Origin of the sequence: Halobacillus locisalis (genome assembly GCF_013694105.1) — a bacterium.
GTDB classification, from domain to species: domain Bacteria; phylum Bacillota; class Bacilli; order Bacillales; family Halobacillaceae; genus Halobacillus; species Halobacillus locisalis.
The window spans coordinates 1,105,689-1,123,536 of the sequence record NZ_JACEFG010000001.1; the positions used below are offsets into that span (position 1 = coordinate 1,105,689).

Annotated in this window: 17 protein-coding genes; 3 read left to right on the plus strand and 14 right to left on the minus strand. The window is 41.5% G+C overall.

All coding sequences use genetic code 11. The features are described from left to right. Nucleotides 1–191: 191 nt before the first annotated feature. The 4 genes from zupT to H0266_RS05830 all read right to left on the minus strand — a co-directional run bounded on the left by zupT (nucleotide 192) and on the right by H0266_RS05830 (nucleotide 4,523). Nucleotides 192–998 carry a zinc transporter ZupT gene (gene zupT, locus H0266_RS05815; RefSeq protein WP_181471419.1) on the minus strand — a complete coding sequence of 269 codons (807 nt, stop codon included), beginning with the start codon at nucleotides 996–998 and terminating at the stop codon, nucleotides 192–194. 123 nt (nucleotides 999–1,121) lie between these two features. Beyond that, entirely contained in the window at nucleotides 1,122–1,790 is a 669-nt protein-coding gene (locus tag H0266_RS05820; RefSeq protein ID WP_181471420.1) for an SIMPL domain-containing protein, read from the minus strand. A 400-nt stretch (nucleotides 1,791–2,190) separates the two neighbouring features. Continuing rightward, nucleotides 2,191–3,345, minus strand: a complete 1,155-nt coding sequence (locus tag H0266_RS05825) for a S1C family serine protease (RefSeq protein ID WP_181471421.1) — start codon at nucleotides 3,343–3,345, stop codon at nucleotides 2,191–2,193. A gap of 11 nt (nucleotides 3,346–3,356) precedes the next feature. Then, nucleotides 3,357–4,523 carry a zinc-ribbon domain-containing protein gene (locus tag H0266_RS05830; protein ID WP_181471422.1) on the minus strand — a complete coding sequence of 389 codons (1,167 nt, stop codon included), beginning with the start codon at nucleotides 4,521–4,523 and terminating at the stop codon, nucleotides 3,357–3,359. A 408-nt stretch (nucleotides 4,524–4,931) separates the two neighbouring features. On the opposite strand from H0266_RS05830, the gene H0266_RS19745 reads away from it, so the two are divergent. Continuing rightward, complete coding sequence (locus H0266_RS19745) at nucleotides 4,932–5,420, plus strand: 3D domain-containing protein (RefSeq protein ID WP_181471423.1); 489 nt, start codon at nucleotides 4,932–4,934, stop codon at nucleotides 5,418–5,420. Nucleotides 5,421–5,469: 49 nt separating this feature from the next. Here H0266_RS19745 and H0266_RS05840 read toward each other — a convergent pair whose 3' ends face one another. Further along, complete coding sequence (locus tag H0266_RS05840) at nucleotides 5,470–5,706, minus strand: hypothetical protein (protein ID WP_181471424.1); 237 nt, start codon at nucleotides 5,704–5,706, stop codon at nucleotides 5,470–5,472. A gap of 484 nt (nucleotides 5,707–6,190) precedes the next feature. Between H0266_RS05840 and H0266_RS05845 the strand changes: the two genes are divergently transcribed. Further along, entirely contained in the window at nucleotides 6,191–7,747 is a 1,557-nt protein-coding gene (locus H0266_RS05845) for an ABC-F family ATP-binding cassette domain-containing protein (RefSeq protein ID WP_181471425.1), read from the plus strand. A gap of 40 nt (nucleotides 7,748–7,787) precedes the next feature. Here the strand turns inward: H0266_RS05845 and uvsE are convergent, their stop codons facing one another. Further along, nucleotides 7,788–8,756, minus strand: coding sequence for a UV DNA damage repair endonuclease UvsE (gene uvsE, locus H0266_RS05850; RefSeq protein WP_181471426.1), 969 nt, complete (start codon nucleotides 8,754–8,756; stop codon nucleotides 7,788–7,790). Nucleotides 8,757–8,971: 215 nt separating this feature from the next. On the opposite strand from uvsE, the gene H0266_RS05855 reads away from it, so the two are divergent. Then, complete coding sequence (locus H0266_RS05855) at nucleotides 8,972–9,730, plus strand: MBL fold metallo-hydrolase (RefSeq protein WP_181471427.1); 759 nt, start codon at nucleotides 8,972–8,974, stop codon at nucleotides 9,728–9,730. A gap of 44 nt (nucleotides 9,731–9,774) precedes the next feature. On the opposite strand, the gene H0266_RS05860 is transcribed toward H0266_RS05855, so the two are convergent. The 8 genes from H0266_RS05860 to dapF form a co-directional block, all read right to left on the minus strand. Continuing rightward, a complete protein-coding gene (locus tag H0266_RS05860; RefSeq protein WP_181471428.1) occupies nucleotides 9,775–10,461 on the minus strand; it encodes a reverse transcriptase-like protein in 687 nt (228 codons plus the stop codon). Between the two features lie 115 nt (nucleotides 10,462–10,576). Next, the gene (locus H0266_RS05865; protein ID WP_181471429.1) at nucleotides 10,577–11,920 is read right to left on the minus strand and encodes a GH1 family beta-glucosidase; all 1,344 of its coding nucleotides are present in this window, start codon (nucleotides 11,918–11,920) and stop codon (nucleotides 10,577–10,579) included. Between the two features lie 38 nt (nucleotides 11,921–11,958). Next, a complete protein-coding gene (locus H0266_RS05870; protein WP_181471430.1) occupies nucleotides 11,959–12,972 on the minus strand; it encodes a LacI family DNA-binding transcriptional regulator in 1,014 nt (337 codons plus the stop codon). Between the two features lie 77 nt (nucleotides 12,973–13,049). Further along, nucleotides 13,050–13,889 (minus strand): carbohydrate ABC transporter permease, encoded by an 840-nt coding sequence (locus H0266_RS05875; protein ID WP_181471431.1) that lies wholly within the window; start codon nucleotides 13,887–13,889, stop codon nucleotides 13,050–13,052. 3 nt (nucleotides 13,890–13,892) lie between these two features. Further along, a complete protein-coding gene (locus tag H0266_RS05880; protein ID WP_246363751.1) occupies nucleotides 13,893–14,792 on the minus strand; it encodes a carbohydrate ABC transporter permease in 900 nt (299 codons plus the stop codon). 121 nt (nucleotides 14,793–14,913) lie between these two features. Further along, nucleotides 14,914–16,167, minus strand: a complete 1,254-nt coding sequence (locus H0266_RS05885) for an ABC transporter substrate-binding protein (protein ID WP_425484294.1) — start codon at nucleotides 16,165–16,167, stop codon at nucleotides 14,914–14,916. Nucleotides 16,168–16,420: 253 nt separating this feature from the next. Beyond that, on the minus strand, nucleotides 16,421–16,816 hold the full coding sequence (locus H0266_RS05890; protein WP_181471434.1) for a secondary thiamine-phosphate synthase enzyme YjbQ: 396 nt from the start codon (nucleotides 16,814–16,816) through the stop codon (nucleotides 16,421–16,423). A 2-nt stretch (nucleotides 16,817–16,818) separates the two neighbouring features. Next, nucleotides 16,819–17,796 (minus strand): diaminopimelate epimerase, encoded by a 978-nt coding sequence (gene dapF, locus H0266_RS05895; RefSeq protein WP_181471435.1) that lies wholly within the window; start codon nucleotides 17,794–17,796, stop codon nucleotides 16,819–16,821. Nucleotides 17,797–17,848: the final 52 nt, after the last annotated feature.

Here is a 17,848-nt window from a genome sequence, read left to right on the forward strand (position 1 = left end):
ATTGTTCACAAACACTTTTTAGTTTTTTCAGCTCGAAGAATCACCGCACCCGCCCTACGGAAAGTGACTCGTTTACCTACTCACCTTCCTCGCAACAAAAGTTGCGAAATAAGTCTTCCAGAATACTGCACGAATCCTGAAGGAAATCTCTTTTAAAAACCCGCCAGGAAAGTATCCTGACGGGTCATTCACTATATAAATAACAATAAACTCAAGGCCATGACTGCCATTCCGGCAACGACCCCATAAATAGATAAATGCGCTTCCCCATATCGCCTGGAAGCAGGTAACAATTCATCTAACGAAATGAACACCATAATTCCTGCTACACCGGCAAATAAAATGCCAAACATCATGTCATTTAAAAACGGCATAAGAACAAGGTATGCTAATATAGCTCCTACTGGCTCTGATAGGCCACTTAAAAAAGATAATTTAAAGGCCTTCTTCTTGTCTCCTGTAGCGAAATAAACAGGAACCGAAACCGCAATCCCCTCAGGAATGTTATGAATTGCAATCGCTGCTGCTATCGCAATACCTAAGGAAGGATCATTAAGTGCAGCTGTAAAAGTCGCGATTCCTTCAGGGAAGTTATGAATCGCAATGGCAAGCGCCGTAAATGTCCCCATCTTAAGTAAGTGCGAATCTTGCACATCCGACTTTGGTTTCGACATATCTTCTACTTTTTTCACTTCATGTGGATTGCCAGCCTTCGGAATTAACTTATCGATAAAAGCAATAAGGAGCATACCTCCGAAGAATCCAGCCACAGTAAGCCATTTCCCTGGGACTTCCCCCAATGCTCCTACTAGAGATTCTTGTGCTTTGAAAAAAATCTCAATCATAGAAACATAGATCATTACACCAGCTGAGAAGCCTAGCGCGACAGATAAAAAACGCGTATTTGTTGTTGATGTGAAGAATGCGAGGACACTTCCGATTCCTGTCGCTAAACCCGCGAGCAAGGTTAAGCCAAAGGCTAACATAAGATTTTCCATTGTTCTCTCCCCTTCAGGCGTACATTTCCATTGTAGAATCATTGTAAATTATGTTTTTGCTTAGCGCAACTTTTTTAGTTTCAGTAATAATTTATGTGTCTGTTAACATTTTGTGCCTATTTTTTATATAGATGAGTAAGAAAATTTCGCTTGTATGGTAGATGTTATTTTTGTCTCACCTGGCTGAACTGGTGTGGAGCTACTACTTGCGACGACGGACTTACCATATGAGATCGGCATTTCGATACTCTCTGCTCCGCTTTCTACGATTTTGAGAGGAGTAGGATGAAGCTGGACCTGTATAGTTCGAGCAATCGTTTGAGCTTTTTTCTTCGCGTCTTCTATACTTCTCTGCAAAGCTTCTTGTTCTATTTCAGATTTGTTCCTGACATCAAACTGGATATCCGAAACTCTGTTCGCACCTTGTGACACGGCTAAATCTATGACAGCCCCTACGTCTTCAATTTTCTCCACCTTCACTTTAAGAAGATGGGTGACCCGGTAGCCACGGAATTTTTGCTTTCCATCCTCATAATCGTACTCCGGGTAAATGAAATATTCCGCTGTTTGGATATGACGTTCAGCTATGCCAGCAGTGACCAAAGAACGAGTGACCGCCCCTATTGTTTCAGCATTCCGTTGCTGAGCGACTGCTAGGCTCTTGTCTTCCGTCACTGCTCCTAGCCTCAAGAAAGCGATGTCCGGCTGAATCTCAACAATACCTGTACCTGTAACCCATAAGGACTCTTCTGTTGATTGCTTTCTGTAAATCGGCTGGGATTGATAATACATATCCCCTCTCCCTCCTCTTCTTCATTTAATGTAGAAAAGAGGAATTTTATGAGTTGAATAGAAATAATGAATCTTTTTTCCTATCATAGCCTGACCGCTTTTCACATAAATACCAAGAGGATGGTGGTGTTCAAAATCAGCAAAAGCACATCATCCTATGCCTATCGAACGATATGATATCACTCATTTAAATGGGGTTACCGAATTGAAGCGATCCTAAACATGTCATCATAAGAGGTGCTGGTATGGCCGGTTTGGTATCCGCTTCCCTTCTCAAGTCGGCTGGTCATGAGCTGACGATACTTTTAGAAGGACTCCTGTTACAATAACCATAACTATAAAAAAGAGGAGGGATGGGATATGCAATCCCTCCTCCTTTCACTTGGAATGACCAATATTCTCAATCGTCTTCGTTTGATTCAGTCGTTAATTCTTCGCCACTTCCATTTAATATTTTCATGGATTTATTTTCGTATTTTACCGGATAAGTCACTTTGTATTTCTTAATGGATACTTCCCCGTTCTTCGTCTCCTCGGCTGTCAGGAAAGCCGTTACTTTTACACCACTATCAGTCGGATCGGCCACGAGATTGTCTACCTCGACAGATAAAGTATTATAGTAGCCAGATCTGAACTGTTCAAATGTCGTGGTTTCCTGCCAACTACTTCCTAGAAGAGAATAGGCGGTAACAAAGTCTCCTTGATTTACGCTATCATAGAAATATTGCACTAAGTAGGTAGCTTGTTCGGCATCCGTCACAGCGACAGGTGCACCAGGTGTGGAAGTCAACTCTGGAAATTCAGGTAATGACTCCATCGGGGATTCACTCCACTGTTTTACCATAGGTAAAACATCAGCAATCGGAATACTGAACCCGATCGTCTCTTGTCCGATCTTCGCACTATTAATGCCTATGACCTCTCCTGTATTTCCATCAATCAACGGTCCTCCACTGTTTCCAGGGGAAATCGGTGCAGATATTTGATACACACCCTCATACTCAAAAGGATCAATTTGCAAATTACGATCAAGACCGCTGATTTCACCACGTGTAACCGTGTTTTGCAAACCGAGAGGGCTCCCTAATGCTAACACTTCATCTAATAATTCGACCGTCTCTTCAGATCGAACAGGAAGGGGCTCCCTCCCTTTTAAGCCTGGAACACGAACTACAGCAACATCGGTATTCCGACTGACACCAATCACTTCACCTGGCATTTCTTTTGATTCCGTGGTCATTACTGTCACATCTTTATGATTGGCGACCACGTGAGCGTTCGTCACGATATCCCCTTGATCGTTATACAAAAAACCCGATCCAATCGTTCCATCGGACAGCTCTATTTGTACAACCAATTTTTGAGATTCATAGATGATATCTTTTGTTTTCTTTGGTACTTGCTTTTGATTATCCTCGTCATTAACCGGCTGGCTCAACACCGGTTCTGCCTCAATTTGATCAGGTACAGTATCCATAATGTACGTGAAGGCAAACACGCCCCCCATAATGATTACAAAGGATAAAGCAAGGCTGATGATCCAAGAGCGTTTCATCACACAACCTCCTACTCCACTAGCCATTCCATTTCTGTTACGCGAACAGAATAATCGTCACCTTTCAAATCGTAGTACACTTTCTCAAATGTACCTTCATCTTCCGGGTTTAAATAAATAGGATATACTTTGGCATGATCTGTTTTAACTACTTCTCCGTTGCGATTTAGAACTTCATATGTTGCGGTCACCGTACTAATAATTTGGGTAGCAACACTTTTTACAGTACCTGTAACCATGTAATCGCCGAATTCGTCTTTTCTCACCTGAGCACTTACAACTTCCAATGCATCGGTCTGGTTTTTCAATTCGTCTTTAGCGGCTTGCTGCATCGCTTGTTCCAGACGCTGTTGTTGTTCATTTTCAAAAGCCGTTTTCTCTTGTTGAATCCGTTCTTTCAACTGTAGCAATTTTTGATTATTAACCACGTACTGTAAAGCTTGATCGACAGATGAAATGGCCTCTGAATATTGTTTTTCACTCAAGGCTTTCTCGGCTTTCTCCGTTGATAGAGAAACCATTTTTTCAGTTACTTTCTCTCTTACTTGTGCCGCTTCTTTTAAATTCAAGCCTGACAACTCATTCAGTCTAGAAGCTAATTCATCAATATTCGTCATTTGGTTTAACTCTTGATTAATCTTCATCACTGTAATCTTTGAGTTTAAGCTATTGGTCTCTGTCACAAAAGTCAGGAACAACTGACTGTCGTTACCTTGAATGGTTTCTTCAAGTTCTTCTAACTGCTTTTCAGCCTCTTGCAACTGATCATTTTCAATCATGGACTCAATCTGGTTCATCTCTTTCCTTACATCCAGTGCAGCTTGTACACTCCGCAAGTCGGAGGCCAATGCTTCTTCATTTGGTCGTTGGTCTACAGCATTTCGTAGTTTTTCTTCTGCTTCTTTAAAATGACCTGAAAGAGCAAGATCTTCGGCCTCTTGTTTTGATTGGATTACATTTTGATTGACCCTTTGCTCATGGGTGTAAACAAAAAAAAGTGCGGCAGATAATAGAAGAAAAACGCTCGTTGGGATAAAAATAGGCAACCACTTTTTCTTCTCAGGATCTTCCGACTTATGTATAGGTTTCTGTTGATTACCCTCTATTTGTTGACCACATTGGGAGCAATAACGGGAGCCCTCGTTTACTTCACTTCCGCAGTGAGGACAATAAATCATGGGCCCGTCCTCCTTTAACTAACTTCTTGGAATACATTCCACTATTCTAATTATATCACGTCCGCTAAGACTTTCGACAGCAAATATTCACGTAAAACTTTTATGCCCACAACCAAAACGAAAGACCTATGTCAAACGCACGGGCGTCTTCTCCTCAAGCGCATATACTACCTACATCAAATGGGAGAGGAGTATCAATATGAGTGAACGTAATAACAAAAACCAGCCCAAGAAAAAACCTTCACGCCCTACATCCTGTTGCGGAAAAAAACGAAAAGGATCATCTAGATAACACACCTTTTATGCTTGTCATATAAATGTAATCCAAATGTCTTATGAATGTCTTTGATAAACCCTTCGATGACTTGTTATACTTCTTTAAAATCTTCCTTTAAAGGGGTATAACGAATGAGAAAATTATCTTTATTCCTGACAATCACTAGTCTTTTTATGCTAGGCATGGTCCAATTCGGAACCTCAGAACAAACCTTACATGCTGAAGAACGTATGAATATCAATAAATTACAAGAGAAATCATTGAAGTTAGAAGAGAAAGCAGCCTCTCATGAGCGTTTTCAAAAGAAACCTGTCAAAAAACAATACGACAATCGCACTGTGAACGTCGAGGCCACTGCTTACACAGCTTTCTGTGAAGGGTGTAGCGGCACCACTTACACAGGGATCGATTTAAAAGCAAATCCAGGTAAAAAGGTGATTGCTGTTGACCCTGACATTATCCCTCTTGGCTCTAGAGTTCGGGTACCAGGGTACGGTGTTGCCATTGCCGGTGATATCGGCGGAGACATCCAAGGACATCGAATAGACGTATTCATTCCTACAGAATCCAACGCTTTAGAATTTGGACGTCGTCAACTCGAAGTTGAAATATTATCATAAAAAAAGGAAGCTCATTTCATTGAGCTTCCTTTTTTTATCTACTTAGGTATCAATCTCTAGAGAACCTTGTTTTTCTGGCACATTTATCCAGATAGAAGCTTTCTACACCGCTCGTATGGAGTGCTACTCCATCCTCCAAGAACCACCATGTACCGCGATCAAGCTGTTTGACGATGAATTCACTCGCTTCACGCTCATCCATCTCTTCACTCAACTCGAGGTCATGAGTAACGACTCGCTTACTATCTAAAAGGAATATAACATGCCATTCTTTCTTCTTAGCCATCAATAAACATCCCTTCATTCAATATAGTAGTACTCTTTACCCTTCCACAATTTTCACTAATCATACCTATTCGATATTGTTTCTTAAAAAACAAAAAAGCTACGCTGCGTAAGCGTAACTTTGCTCATGTAAGAAGTTTGGGGGAGGTGCACCAGATGTTCTCCACGCCGTTCTTCGACTTGATTTTGAGGAAACAAGGAAAAACAAACGAGTGAAAGATCGGTAAGCGACAGGTATAAGACATCCCTCCAATAGATAATAATTAACCATCCTGTCTTCCCTTTAAGTTTAACACTTGTCCTTAAGCTGTTTGTTAACCACAAGTAAAAGCTTGTATCTTTTACAGTTAGTCTATGCACAACGTTTTATAAATAGACGAGTTATCCATTCCAAAAAAATGTTTTACGTCATACACTATCACTTTTCCGTTAAGACCTTTATAATAAGGAAACATGAATTCATTTAAGGAAAAGGTGTATAAGATATGAGTTTACTCACAGTTAATCAATTAAGTCATGGTTTTGGCGATCGTGCTATATTCGATGATGTTTCCTTCCGCCTCCTTCAAGGTGAGCATATTGGATTGATCGGGGCAAATGGAGAAGGAAAGTCAACATTTATGAATATCATTACTGGGAAGCTTGAGCCCGATGCAGGACAAATCACATGGTCGAAGCGTACACGTGTGGGTTACCTTGACCAGCACGCTGACCTTGCCCAAGGCATGTCGATTCGTGATGTTCTGAGAACGGCCTATCAATATTTGTTCGATTTAGAAAAAGAGATGAATCACCTGTTTGCTAAAATGGGAGAAGTCGGCCCAGAAGAATTGACGAACCTGTTAGAAGAAACGGGTCAAATGCAGGACATCCTGACGAATAACGATTTTTACACGATAGATGCAAAGGTTGAAGAAGTTGCAAATGGACTTGGATTAGATGAGATCGGACTGGAGCGTGATGTTCACGACCTCAGTGGTGGCCAACGCACAAAAGTATTGCTAGCCAAGCTTCTCCTTGAGAAACCGGAAATTCTACTACTCGACGAGCCTACCAACTATTTGGACGTCGAGCACATCGATTGGTTGAGAGGCTATTTGCAGTCGTATGAGCATGCTTTCATTTTAATCTCGCATGACATTCCGTTTCTAAATAGCGTCGTCAATTTAATTTATCATATGGAAAATCAGCAATTGTCACGGTACCCTGGTGATTATAACGAATTTCTACGTGTGTACGAGATGAAGAAGCAACAACTAGAAGCCGCTTATAAGAAACAACAAAAAGAGATTGCGAATCTGAAGGACTTCGTTGCCCGTAATAAAGCGAATGCTGCAACAAGTAAAATGGCGATGTCCCGCCAGAAGAAACTTGATAAAATGGATGTCATCGAACTAGATTCTGAAAAGCCGAAGCCTGTTTTCAACTTCAAACAAGCACGTACTCCAAGCAAGTATTTGTTCGAGACAAAAGACTTAGTCATCGGGTATGACGAACCTCTCTCCCGTCCCCTTAACCTTACAATGGAGCGCGGTCAAAAACTTGCTTTATCAGGGGCGAACGGTATTGGTAAAACGACATTATTGAAAAGTATCCTCGGTGAAATACAGCCGGTCTCGGGTTCCGTCGAACTTGGCGACCATTTACACATCGGTTACTTCGAGCAAGAATTAAAAGAAATAAGCAATCATACTTGCTTAGAGGAAGTATGGGAAGAATTCCGCCACTTCACACAATATGAAGTTCGTTCGGCCCTCGCACGTTGTGGTCTTACGAATAAGCATATCGAAAGTAAAGTACAAGTGCTGAGTGGAGGAGAAAAAGCCAAAGTCCGTCTTTGTAAGCTGATCAACAAAGAGACGAATTTGCTTGTTCTCGATGAGCCGACCAATCACCTGGATGTAGATGCAAAAGCAGAACTGAAACGCGCTTTACAAGTGTATAAAGGAAGCGTCCTTCTCATTTCGCACGAACCGGAATTTTATCAAGATATCGTAACGGACGTTTGGAACTGTGAAGACTGGACAACAAAAGTATTTTAATAGACAAAAAAGCTGTACCCTATGATTTGGGTACAGCTTTTTAATTTTTCCACCTGAAAGTAGTTTCTGATTCCATCACAATATTAGGATGTTCCTTCAATTGTTGAACCAATTGAAATAAAGCCTGGTCTTTTTGTTTAGCTTCAATCATGCAATCAATCTGTTCTGTTGATCCATTTGCCTTTTGAACAAAGTCCAAAAACATGACAGGATCTATATAATCTGCATGGCTCTTATAATCCTCATCACTTTTAGGACTTGATATATGCATTTTTACAGGTAACTCGGAATGTGACCATGTTCCAACCACCCGCTCCCAATGATCTTGCCAACGTGAATCATCATGATTCGCGATATGATGGTGCTGGTCAAAGATTTGAGGGACATTCAACTTTTCACAGACATATAAACAATCCTCAAGCGTATAGGATGTATCATCATTTTCGATCATGACCATTTTCTGAATCCCCTGAGGAATGTACGCCCAGTTTTCTATCAGGCGCTCGAGTGATGCTTCTTTGTCTTTATATTTCCCACCTAGATGCAATACACAGCGATGGGTAGGATCGATCCCCATGTGGTGTAACAACAGGTAATGGTATTTGAGGACTTTCATAGACGTTTGGAAGATCTCTTTTTTCGGCGAATTCAGGACTACGAAATGATCAGGATGAAAATCCAGCCGCATTTTGTTTTCTTTAGCGAACCGTCCTATTTCTTGGAGTTCATCTTTGATTGGGGACAGATAATCCCAACTAGAAAAGTCCTCATGTGTCGCTAAAGGGACAAGCTTTGAACTCAAACGAAAAAAATGAATACCGTGCGCCTTGTTATGTTTTAAAAGACGTAAACTATTGTGCAAGTTAGACTTTGATATACGTTCCAGTTTTCTGAGAGCAGCTTCTTCGTCTTGAAGCTGTTGATACCTTTTATATGTCATCGTCTGTGATGGCGATGCGTTTTGTACATTTACGCTCATAGCGACGTACCCGAGGCGAAACAACGTCATTCCTGACCCCTCCATTTTAAACTTAGTTTGGTCGAACTTCTCTTTGTTATGTCTAGTAGATCGTTTCTCGAGTAAAAGTTTCTTAAACAATCGATTGTCCATTCTCTGCGCTGCATTGAAGGGACAATCGAAATAAGGTTTATCTTCCATTTGTTTTGTGAAAACATAACTGTACATTCATCTAATATCCCAAAACAAAGCAGGAGGAAATACTTATGAAGATCACTCATGTCAGAAATGCAACATCCGTCGTAGAATATGCAGACCACCGCTTCCTAATCGACCCATTTTTTGCTGACAAAGGAGCGATGCCACCATTTCAGAACACGACAAATCAACATTTAAATAATCCACTTGTTGAATTTCCTCTGCCTATCGAAAACGTAACAGATGTCGATGCCGTCATTGTGACCCACTTACACCCCGACCATTTTGATGATAAGGCAAAGGACACTTTACCCAAGGACATTCCTCTATATGCTCAGAATGCAGAAGACAAGGGTACATTGGAAGAAGCAGGTTTTAGTAATGTCTTTTCCTATGAAAAGGATGTGACGATTGGCGGAATTAAACTTGTCCACACAGAGGGGCAACACGGATCAAAAGACATGACCGAAGTCACTGGAACCGTATCCGGCATCGTATTCACTCACCCTGATGAAAAAACATTATATATTGCCGGGGATACCATATGGTATAAAGATGTCCAACAAGCTATAGATTCCCATCGGCCTGAAGTGATTGTCGTCAATGCAGGTGCCGCTCAATTTCTAGAAGGCGGTCCGATCACAATGACGAAAGAAGACGTCCTTCGCACGCACGAAGAATCTCCAGAATCGAACATCATCGTCGTTCATATGGAAGCACTGAACCACTGTCTGCTTTCACGAGAAGAATTGAACCGTTACCTTGAATCGAAAGATACGAATCATAAGATCGTCATTCCGAATGATGGCGATATGATGACATATTAAAGAACCGTTTCTTTCTTACCCCTCATCCCTCGCGGCAGACTAACTCATTCGTCTGCGGGGGAATTCTTATGATTCCCTTCATATTCTACCGTACTTCTGATGTCTACGCCGTTCAATGCTTGAGTAGCCAATCGATCAGCTTCTTTATTTTTCTTTCTAGATAGCACTTCATAGATGGGGCGAATCCCCAGATCCCCAACCCTATTCTCTACTCGATCCGCCCAATTGGATAATTCCTCTTCCATGACAGGCCACTCATCTGTCAACTGCTTAATCACAACTTGTGAGTCTCCAGCAAAGGTTACCTCTTGCTGTCTGACACCTAATGCATCCAATTCTTGCAGAGCAAAATGAAGGGCAGCATACTCCGCTTCATTGTTTGAAGACAATTGCTCAACCATCGAGTTCACACGCAGGCGATAGGACTTTTGGTTTTGCTCATAGTAAATCACGCAGCCTAGACCTGAACGGCGATCCCCCAAGTCATAGCCCCCATCGAAATAGACGAAAGCATTGTGTGGCTCTTTCTGGATTCCCTTTGAGAATTTTTTCATTTCCTTCATTGACCATCTTTGTTCATTGCTATCGATGAACTGAAGATCTTTAACGCGACCGGTCCTCTCTAAATCTTCTGCAACTATAAGAGCAACGGGAGCATTCATTTCGTCTGAGGAAAAGCTAACTGATGGTCCTTTGGGCTTTTTGTACATCCATTCGATTTTGACTTTCATGATTTGACCACCTTAAAAAAGATTCTTATCCTTTCATTATGACCAAACCCATCACTCAATAACAAGAAGAAAGACCCCAGACGAGAAACTTCTCATCTGGAGTCATCTATCCAACTTACACTTCAAACCAACCATTTGTCAGCAATTGTTTGTACCAATAAAAACTATCTTTCGGTGTACGTTCAAACGTCCTGTAGTTCACATGAATGATACCGAAGCGTTTCTCATAGCCTTCTGCCCACTCAAAATTATCCAATAATGACCATACAAGATAGCCTTGAATCGGAACACCTGATTCGATCGCACGACTTAAGGAAGCTAAGTGTTGTTTTAAATAATCCGTTCGTTCTTTATCTTGAACGCGTCCATCTTTCACTTCATGGTCATAGCAGGCACCGTTTTCTGTAATGTAAATCGGAACATCTCCATAAGTGTCATGGAGGTCTTTCATAATGCGATAAAACCCGTCAGCATATATAGGCCAACCGATATCAGTACGGCGATTATCCAAAGGGATTTCCTCCGTATCGAATAACCCTGCTCCATCCTTATGACGCCCTAGACTACCTGTATAGTAGTTGATGCCCATAAAATCAATCGGTTGTGAAATATCGTCCAAGTCACCCTTTTCCACACGTAATGTCGCGTTGTGACGTTCGAAAAGCTGAACCAATTGTTCTGGGTATGACCCTTTAAATACCGGATCCATAAACCACTCTTTCTGCCACATCATTCCTCGCTTACAAGCTTCTATATCCTCTTCTTTCGTGCTGTATGGCTCTAGCCAGCCGACATTCGGGGCGTATCCAATTTCTCCGTCAGAGACGGTGTCACGAAAAGCTTTAACCGCACGCCCATGAGCGACGAGCAGATGATGGGAAACATCCACGCCAGCTTGGAGGTCCGTCTTGCCTGGAGCATGGATGCCTAAGTAATTTGATAGGAAAGAGGCGCACCAAGGCTCATTAATCGTGATCCACTTTTTCACGACGTCACCGAATTCTTGGAACATCGCAAGCGCATATGCTTCAAAAGCATCTATGGTGTCACGGTTCTCCCATCCACCCTTATCTTGTAATGTTTGAGGAAGGTCCCAGTGATAGAGCGTAATCATTGGTTCGATTCCATTTTCAATCAATTCTTCAATTAAGTTTCGATAATACGCTACACCTTTAGGATTCAATTCTCCTGTCCCATCCGGCATGACTCTTGGCCATGCAATGCTGAATCGGTACAAGTCTACACCTAATTCTTTCAAATATTGTACGTCTTCTTTATATCGATGATAACTATCACAAGCCTCGTCACCATGATCTCCGTTCTTTACATTACCCGGTGCGTGGGCGAAGACGTCCCAAATAGAAGGCTTCCTTCCGTCTTCATAAGCGGCACCCTCTATTTGGTAAGAAGCTGTTGCAGCTCCCCATTTGATGTGTTTTGGAAATTGAATCGTCGTCATATTTCATTACCTCCATCGATGTTCGTCAGGAGAAGAGACTACTTTTCGATCGTAGATGCCCTCAGTACCAGGTCTGGGTCCACTTTGACTGGATAAATATCATTTTGATCTCTGATGAGGTCATCTAGCATGTAAGCAGCCAGCTTCCCTAACTTCTGTTTGTCTTGTTTAACGGTAGTTAATGGTGGATCACTATAACGGCAAGCTTCGATATCGTCACATCCGATAAGTTGAATATCCTCCGGAACGGATAACCCTTTTTCCTTGATCGCCTTTAAAGCACCAAGCGCCATCATATCGGATGCGGCAAAAACAGCTTCTGGATACTCATCACAAGAAAGAATCTCTTTCATTAATTCGTATCCACTTTCTTCAAAGAAATCCCCATAGTGCGTCCACTCGTCTTTAATTGGTAATCCGAATTTTCTCATCGCCTCTATATATCCGTCATTACGGATACTTGCAATGAGGGAGTCTTGTTTCCCTCCGATGTAAGCGATTTTCCTGACTTGGTTCAAGTACAAATGTTCAACCACTTTCAGCCCTATTTTTGCATTATCTGTCATGATATAGCTTGAGTGTGGTCCTTCTAACTTCAAGTCGATGCCTATACAAGGAATCTGGCTTTGTGCAATTTCATGGACGGCTTCTTCAATTTCGTCACCTGCAATGACCAAACATCCGTCCACATGGAAATGTTTACAACGCTCCAAGTATTGACTTTCCCCTTGATAGAATTTTTCATTAGAAAACAGGAGAAGATCATAGCCGAGTGCCCCAACGGATTTCTTAAAGTTATTCACAACTTCATTAAAGAAGGGGTGTTTAAAATCGACGTTAATTTTACCTGCATAAATCAACCCGATCAGGTTTGATTTTTTAGTCGCTAATGACTTAGCCGAGAACGTCGGCTGGTAATTTGTATCTTCTATAATCTTGAACACTTTTTTTCTAGTGGCTTCACTAATCCCGCCGTAATTATTCATTATTTTAGAAACGGTAGCTGGTGAAACACCAGCCATCTTCGCTATATCTCGTATTGTTAAGTCCATCCGTCCATGCAGCTCCTTCAGTTCAACCGAAAATTGATTACTACTATTGTATCAACAATTAGAGCCAGAGGCATGTATTACTTGATAGACCCTTCTGTAATACTTGAGATAAATAGTTTGTTAAACATCAAGAAGATGATGATCAATGGAACCGTTGCCCAGAATACCCCGGACAATAACATTCCGAAGTCAACGCGGAACGCATTATTCAGTGATGCTAGAGCAACTTGCAATGTGTAAGAAGACGGATCTCTCAACACGGTAAATTGCCATAGGAACTCTCCCCATACTAGGGTGAATACGATAATGCCTAGCGTTGCAAAAGCAGGTTTAATGATAGGTAAAACGATACTTCGGTAAATTCTGAAGTTCGAGCAACCATCGAGTTTCGCGGCTTCCATTAATTCATCAGGTACCGATTGACTGACGTATTGTCTCATTAGAAAGATTCCCAATGGATTTAGTAGGAACAAGACACCAGCACCAAGCAATGTATCCAACCACCCTAATTGAGAGATTAAGTAGTATTGTGGAATCAATCCCAGTTGCGGCGGAATAACCATCGTCAATAGAATCAAAATGAACAAAAAGTTCTTTCCAGGAAAGTGAAACTTCGCAAAAGCAAAACCGGCTAAGGAACTAATGAGAAGTACCCCGAGCGTTACGGTCGTACATAAGAGAATGGTGTTCCACATTGCCGTAAAGAATGGAATCGTATCCAGAACTTTTTGGAAGTTCGTGACCAACTGAGTTCCCGGTAAAAGTGTCGGAGGAATCGAGTTATACGCCGCACTCGGACGAGTGGCCATAACGAACATCCAATAGAAAGGGAAAAGTGACAGTAATGAAGCAAAGGACAGGACAATATAAACGGGTAGTGTACCCTTCTGCATACGCTTTGTTTTTTGTTTACTCATGGGTTACACTCCTCTCTTCTTTTTGCGGCCCATACCAGATGTGATCCAAGTATTGATTGCCGCTGCTCCAACGATGATAATAAGTAATAAAACGGCTGTTGCAGAAGCTGTACCGAATGAGCCTAAATTAAAGGCATCGCGATATAAGTACATAACGACCGTCATCGCTTCATCACGGTTGAAAGCTGAACTTCCAAGGAAAACAGTTGGCTCTGCGAATAACTGAAGAGCACCTACCGTTGACATGAATACCGTTAGAATGATGAATGGCTTAAGCAATGGAACTGTGATATGGAGAAATTGTTGAATCTTATTCGCTCCATCGATTGTGGCTGCTTCATATAAGTCTTTCGGGATACTTTGAAGACCAGCTAGATAAATAATCGTGTTATATCCAACCCAGCGCCAAAACACCATTAGAGAAATGGCGACTTTTGCGCCCCATTCAGATGTTTTCCAGCTGACAGGATCAAAACCGAACAATCCTAGAACGTAGTTAGCTAGTGCAGTTTCGTTACTACTGAAGAACACTCCAAACACTAAAGCTACGGCGACCATGGATGTGATATAAGGCATGAAAATCGTCACTCGGAAGAAGTTTGTAAATCGAATGACAGCCATATTCAAGAAATAAGCAAGAATAATACCAACAATTAGCTGGGGAGCTGTACCCATCAACCCTATAATGATCGTATTGTATAAGGACTTCCAAAACAGAGGATCTTGTAAAACAATCACAAAGTTTTGCATACCTACGAAATCCATCTCACCCAGACCATTCCACTTCTGAAACGCAAGTAGAATACTGAACACGGCTGGATATAAGCCGATAATTCCAAAGATGATAAAAAACGGTGCTACATACAAATATCCAGAGATCATGTCTTTCTTTTTCTCTGACATTTGTTTCTGCTTTACGTTCTTCGCTGCCGTTTGTTTCCTTTTTTGCACGTTTTCCACCCCTTCAACCTCCTTATAGAAAGAGGGCCAGATGAAGATAATCTTCATCCAGCCTCTTAGTGTGCTATCGTTTTAAGATATCTTCAATACGCTTAAGTGCTGCATCCCACTCTTGTTGAGGATCGCCGCCTTCTTGTACATTACGTAAAGCGGTTAGAATTTCGTTGTTCACAGTTACATATTTCGGCCCTTTGTAAACTTCTGGAATCTCTTTAGCTGCTTCTGCAAATACAGACGCTGTGTTCTGTCCGCCGAAGTATTCGTCCTTGTTGTTTACAAATTCTTCCATTTCATATACTTCTGGAGCCGATGGGAACAATCCACTTTCCGTGAATGATTTCAACTGGTTTTCAGGAGAAAGCAACCACTTAGAAAATTCATATGCAGCTTCTTCGTTCTCTGTTTCAGCAGGAATGGCCATATATGAACCGCCCCAGTTACCAGCGAAGTCTGTTGGTAGAGTCGTTACTTTCCAATTCCCTTTACCTTCAGGAGCGTTCTCTGTCATATAGCCTTTCAACCAAGCCGGAGCCATCTCAACACCAAACTCACCTTTGTTCAAAGCATTCGCCCATTCTGGTGTCCACATTTCAAAGTTTCCTACATATCCTTGTTCGTTCAGTTCAACAGCATAGTCGTAAGCTTCTTTTACTCCATTGCCAGACTCTTCGATCAGTAGTTCACCATCACGGTTAAAGTAGCTGACCTCTAAAGCGTCCATGTTGGCACGGAAAGCCATTTCCATGCTATCCACCATAGGCTTACCTGTTTCATCAAGTACTTTTCCTGCAGCATCCGCAAATTCCTGTGGAGTAGAAATCATTTCTGATACCTCATCAGGGTCTGTTGGAAGACCTGCATTCTCAAAGACCCCTGTATGGTAATACATCGCTTTTGGTCCGATATCTGTTGGAAGTCCGAATAGGAAATCTCCCTCACCGTTCTCAGCCATGTTCCATTTCCAGTCAAGATAATTATCTTGAATCTCTTCTGCACCTAAATCATATAAGTTCACAAATCGCTCTTGTCCTTCTCTGTAACGGTCCAACTGATCGACCTCGATCATCGTCAAGTCAGGAGCACCTGTGCCTGCGGAAATCGAAGTGAACAAGCTATCATGGTGATCGCCTAGTTCTGATCTTTTCACATTGATTGTTACGTCTGGATTTTGCTCTTCATATTCTTTTGCTAAATCTTCATAGTTGGTTGCACCGAACACCCAAAAGTCTAATGTTACGCCATCGCCATTATCTCCTGACGCTGAACTTTCGTCCCCACCACTACAAGCAAAAAGGAAAGCACTTACAACCGCTAACATCCCAATTAATAACCCTTTTTTAAATAACAAGTATGATCTCCTCCTATAATTGCGGTTGTTTACGAAACCGGTTTCGTAAACTCCTAAAAAAAATCAATTGATTTCGTTAACTTGATTTGATTATAACTGTTAATGTATCCGTTTTCAATGGTTTTTTCAGAAAAAAATCTATTTTTAATCAAAAATTAGTAAACCGGTTTCGTTACCTTGTAAAAAACCACTCTAGAGCGGTTCCTCGTAGAGTGGTTAAGTATTATTGAACGATCTTAGCGGTATATCGACGGTTTCGCGGTCCATCGAATTCACAAAAATACAATCCTTGCCACGTTCCAAGCATTAACTGCCCCTTTTCAATAATCAAAGTCTGAGCATGACCAACTGTACTTGTTTTCATATGAGCTGCTGTGTTTCCTTCCATATGTCGATCCTCTGTATGATCCCATGGATAGACTTCACGGAATCTTCTGAGCATATCTGTTTTTACATCTGGATCCGCGTTTTCATTCACTGTCAGTCCGGCTGTCGTATGCATAGAAGAAAGAACAACAATCCCTTCCTTTACTCCAACCTCGTCTATCCAAGCTTGAACCTCTCCAGTGATGTCAATCATTTGATCATGATGGGAGGTTTTCACATTGAATGTCTTCATCGTTAGGACTCTCCTCCAACTTGAGAAGCTGCATATTGTTCTAACTTTTCATATATTTCATTTTCAGTATCAAACGTTTCTCTTCCATAAAGACAGAAACTATCCAAAGAATCATTTACATCTAATATTGCACGAAAGACGTTCGTACCATTTCCACGCAGTTGAATAGAAAATGAACCTTCTTGATCTTTTGAAACAATACAATTGACGAGTCCACCCTTGTTAATGACAATAATCGGCTGGTTCAATTCGTTCGGTCCTAACAGAGTCGATACGAGAGAAGATGCAGACATGGCCGTTCCACAAGCATTCGTCAACCCAACTCCACGCTCAAAGGTTTGAACGAATATTTTGTTTTTTTCTAAGACTTGAACGAAACTGACATTGACCCCTTTTGGGAAAACAGACGGCAATTGATTTGCTTTTTGTCCTACCTCAAGTAAGTCTTCTTGGTCAACCTTGTTCACCATGGCCACTATATGAGGATTCGGGACACTCAAGGCTGTGAATTTATATTTCTCTGAAAGCTCAGGAATCCATCCATCGACTATTTCGTTTTCACTAACATCTAGAGGAAGAGAAGCAGGGGCAAAAGAAACTGGCTCGATCGCTACAGAGAATGTATCGATCTTCGGATAGATTTCCTCGACTTGACTGACTTCTAATACCGCTTTCTCGGTTTGAATAGCGATTCTCGATTTTCCTGTTTTCTCTATCATATGCCTCGCCACACAACGTAAGCCGTTTCCACACATTTCAGCTTCAGAACCATCTGAATTGAACATCCGCATCCGTCCTTCTGCTTTGTCACTTGACATGACAAAGAGAATACCGTCAGACCCTACCCCATCGATACGGTCACATAATAAAATGGACAATTGCTCTCTTTCTTCTTCTGTAAAGGAAAGGTTATGTTCTATTTCGTCAATCAGTATGAAATCATTTCCAGATCCGTGGCATTTAATGAAGGGAATTTTCACTGCTGAGCCTCCTCGCATTTTTTCCTATCATAGCATATCTATTACGCTTCGT

What these genes read in the sequence shown, in the direction of transcription:
- H0266_RS05890 (WP_181471434.1), bottom strand. Translation starts at nt 16,816, where the DNA reads ATGAAGACATTCAATGTGAAAACCTCCCATCATGATCAAATGATTGAC.
- H0266_RS05860 (WP_181471428.1), bottom strand. Translation starts at nt 10,461, where the DNA reads ATGAAAGTCAAAATCGAATGGATGTACAAAAAGCCCAAAGGACCATCA.
- H0266_RS05870 (WP_181471430.1), bottom strand. Translation starts at nt 12,972, where the DNA reads ATGGACTTAACAATACGAGATATAGCGAAGATGGCTGGTGTTTCACCA.
- H0266_RS05845 (WP_181471425.1), top strand. Translation starts at nt 6,191, where the DNA reads ATGAGTTTACTCACAGTTAATCAATTAAGTCATGGTTTTGGCGATCGT.
- H0266_RS05830 (WP_181471422.1), bottom strand. Translation starts at nt 4,523, where the DNA reads ATGATTTATTGTCCTCACTGCGGAAGTGAAGTAAACGAGGGCTCCCGT.
- H0266_RS19745 (WP_181471423.1), top strand. Translation starts at nt 4,932, where the DNA reads ATGAGAAAATTATCTTTATTCCTGACAATCACTAGTCTTTTTATGCTA.
- H0266_RS05840 (WP_181471424.1), bottom strand. Translation starts at nt 5,706, where the DNA reads ATGGCTAAGAAGAAAGAATGGCATGTTATATTCCTTTTAGATAGTAAG.
- H0266_RS05880 (WP_246363751.1), bottom strand. Translation starts at nt 14,792, where the DNA reads ATGTCAGAGAAAAAGAAAGACATGATCTCTGGATATTTGTATGTAGCA.
- H0266_RS05855 (WP_181471427.1), top strand. Translation starts at nt 8,972, where the DNA reads ATGAAGATCACTCATGTCAGAAATGCAACATCCGTCGTAGAATATGCA.
- zupT (WP_181471419.1), bottom strand. Translation starts at nt 998, where the DNA reads ATGGAAAATCTTATGTTAGCCTTTGGCTTAACCTTGCTCGCGGGTTTA.
- H0266_RS05865 (WP_181471429.1), bottom strand. Translation starts at nt 11,920, where the DNA reads ATGACGACGATTCAATTTCCAAAACACATCAAATGGGGAGCTGCAACA.
- H0266_RS05885 (WP_425484294.1), bottom strand. Translation starts at nt 16,167, where the DNA reads ATGTTAGCGGTTGTAAGTGCTTTCCTTTTTGCTTGTAGTGGTGGGGAC.
- H0266_RS05875 (WP_181471431.1), bottom strand. Translation starts at nt 13,889, where the DNA reads ATGAGTAAACAAAAAACAAAGCGTATGCAGAAGGGTACACTACCCGTT.
- H0266_RS05825 (WP_181471421.1), bottom strand. Translation starts at nt 3,345, where the DNA reads ATGAAACGCTCTTGGATCATCAGCCTTGCTTTATCCTTTGTAATCATT.
- H0266_RS05820 (WP_181471420.1), bottom strand. Translation starts at nt 1,790, where the DNA reads ATGTATTATCAATCCCAGCCGATTTACAGAAAGCAATCAACAGAAGAG.
- uvsE (WP_181471426.1), bottom strand. Translation starts at nt 8,756, where the DNA reads ATGACGTTGTTTCGCCTCGGGTACGTCGCTATGAGCGTAAATGTACAA.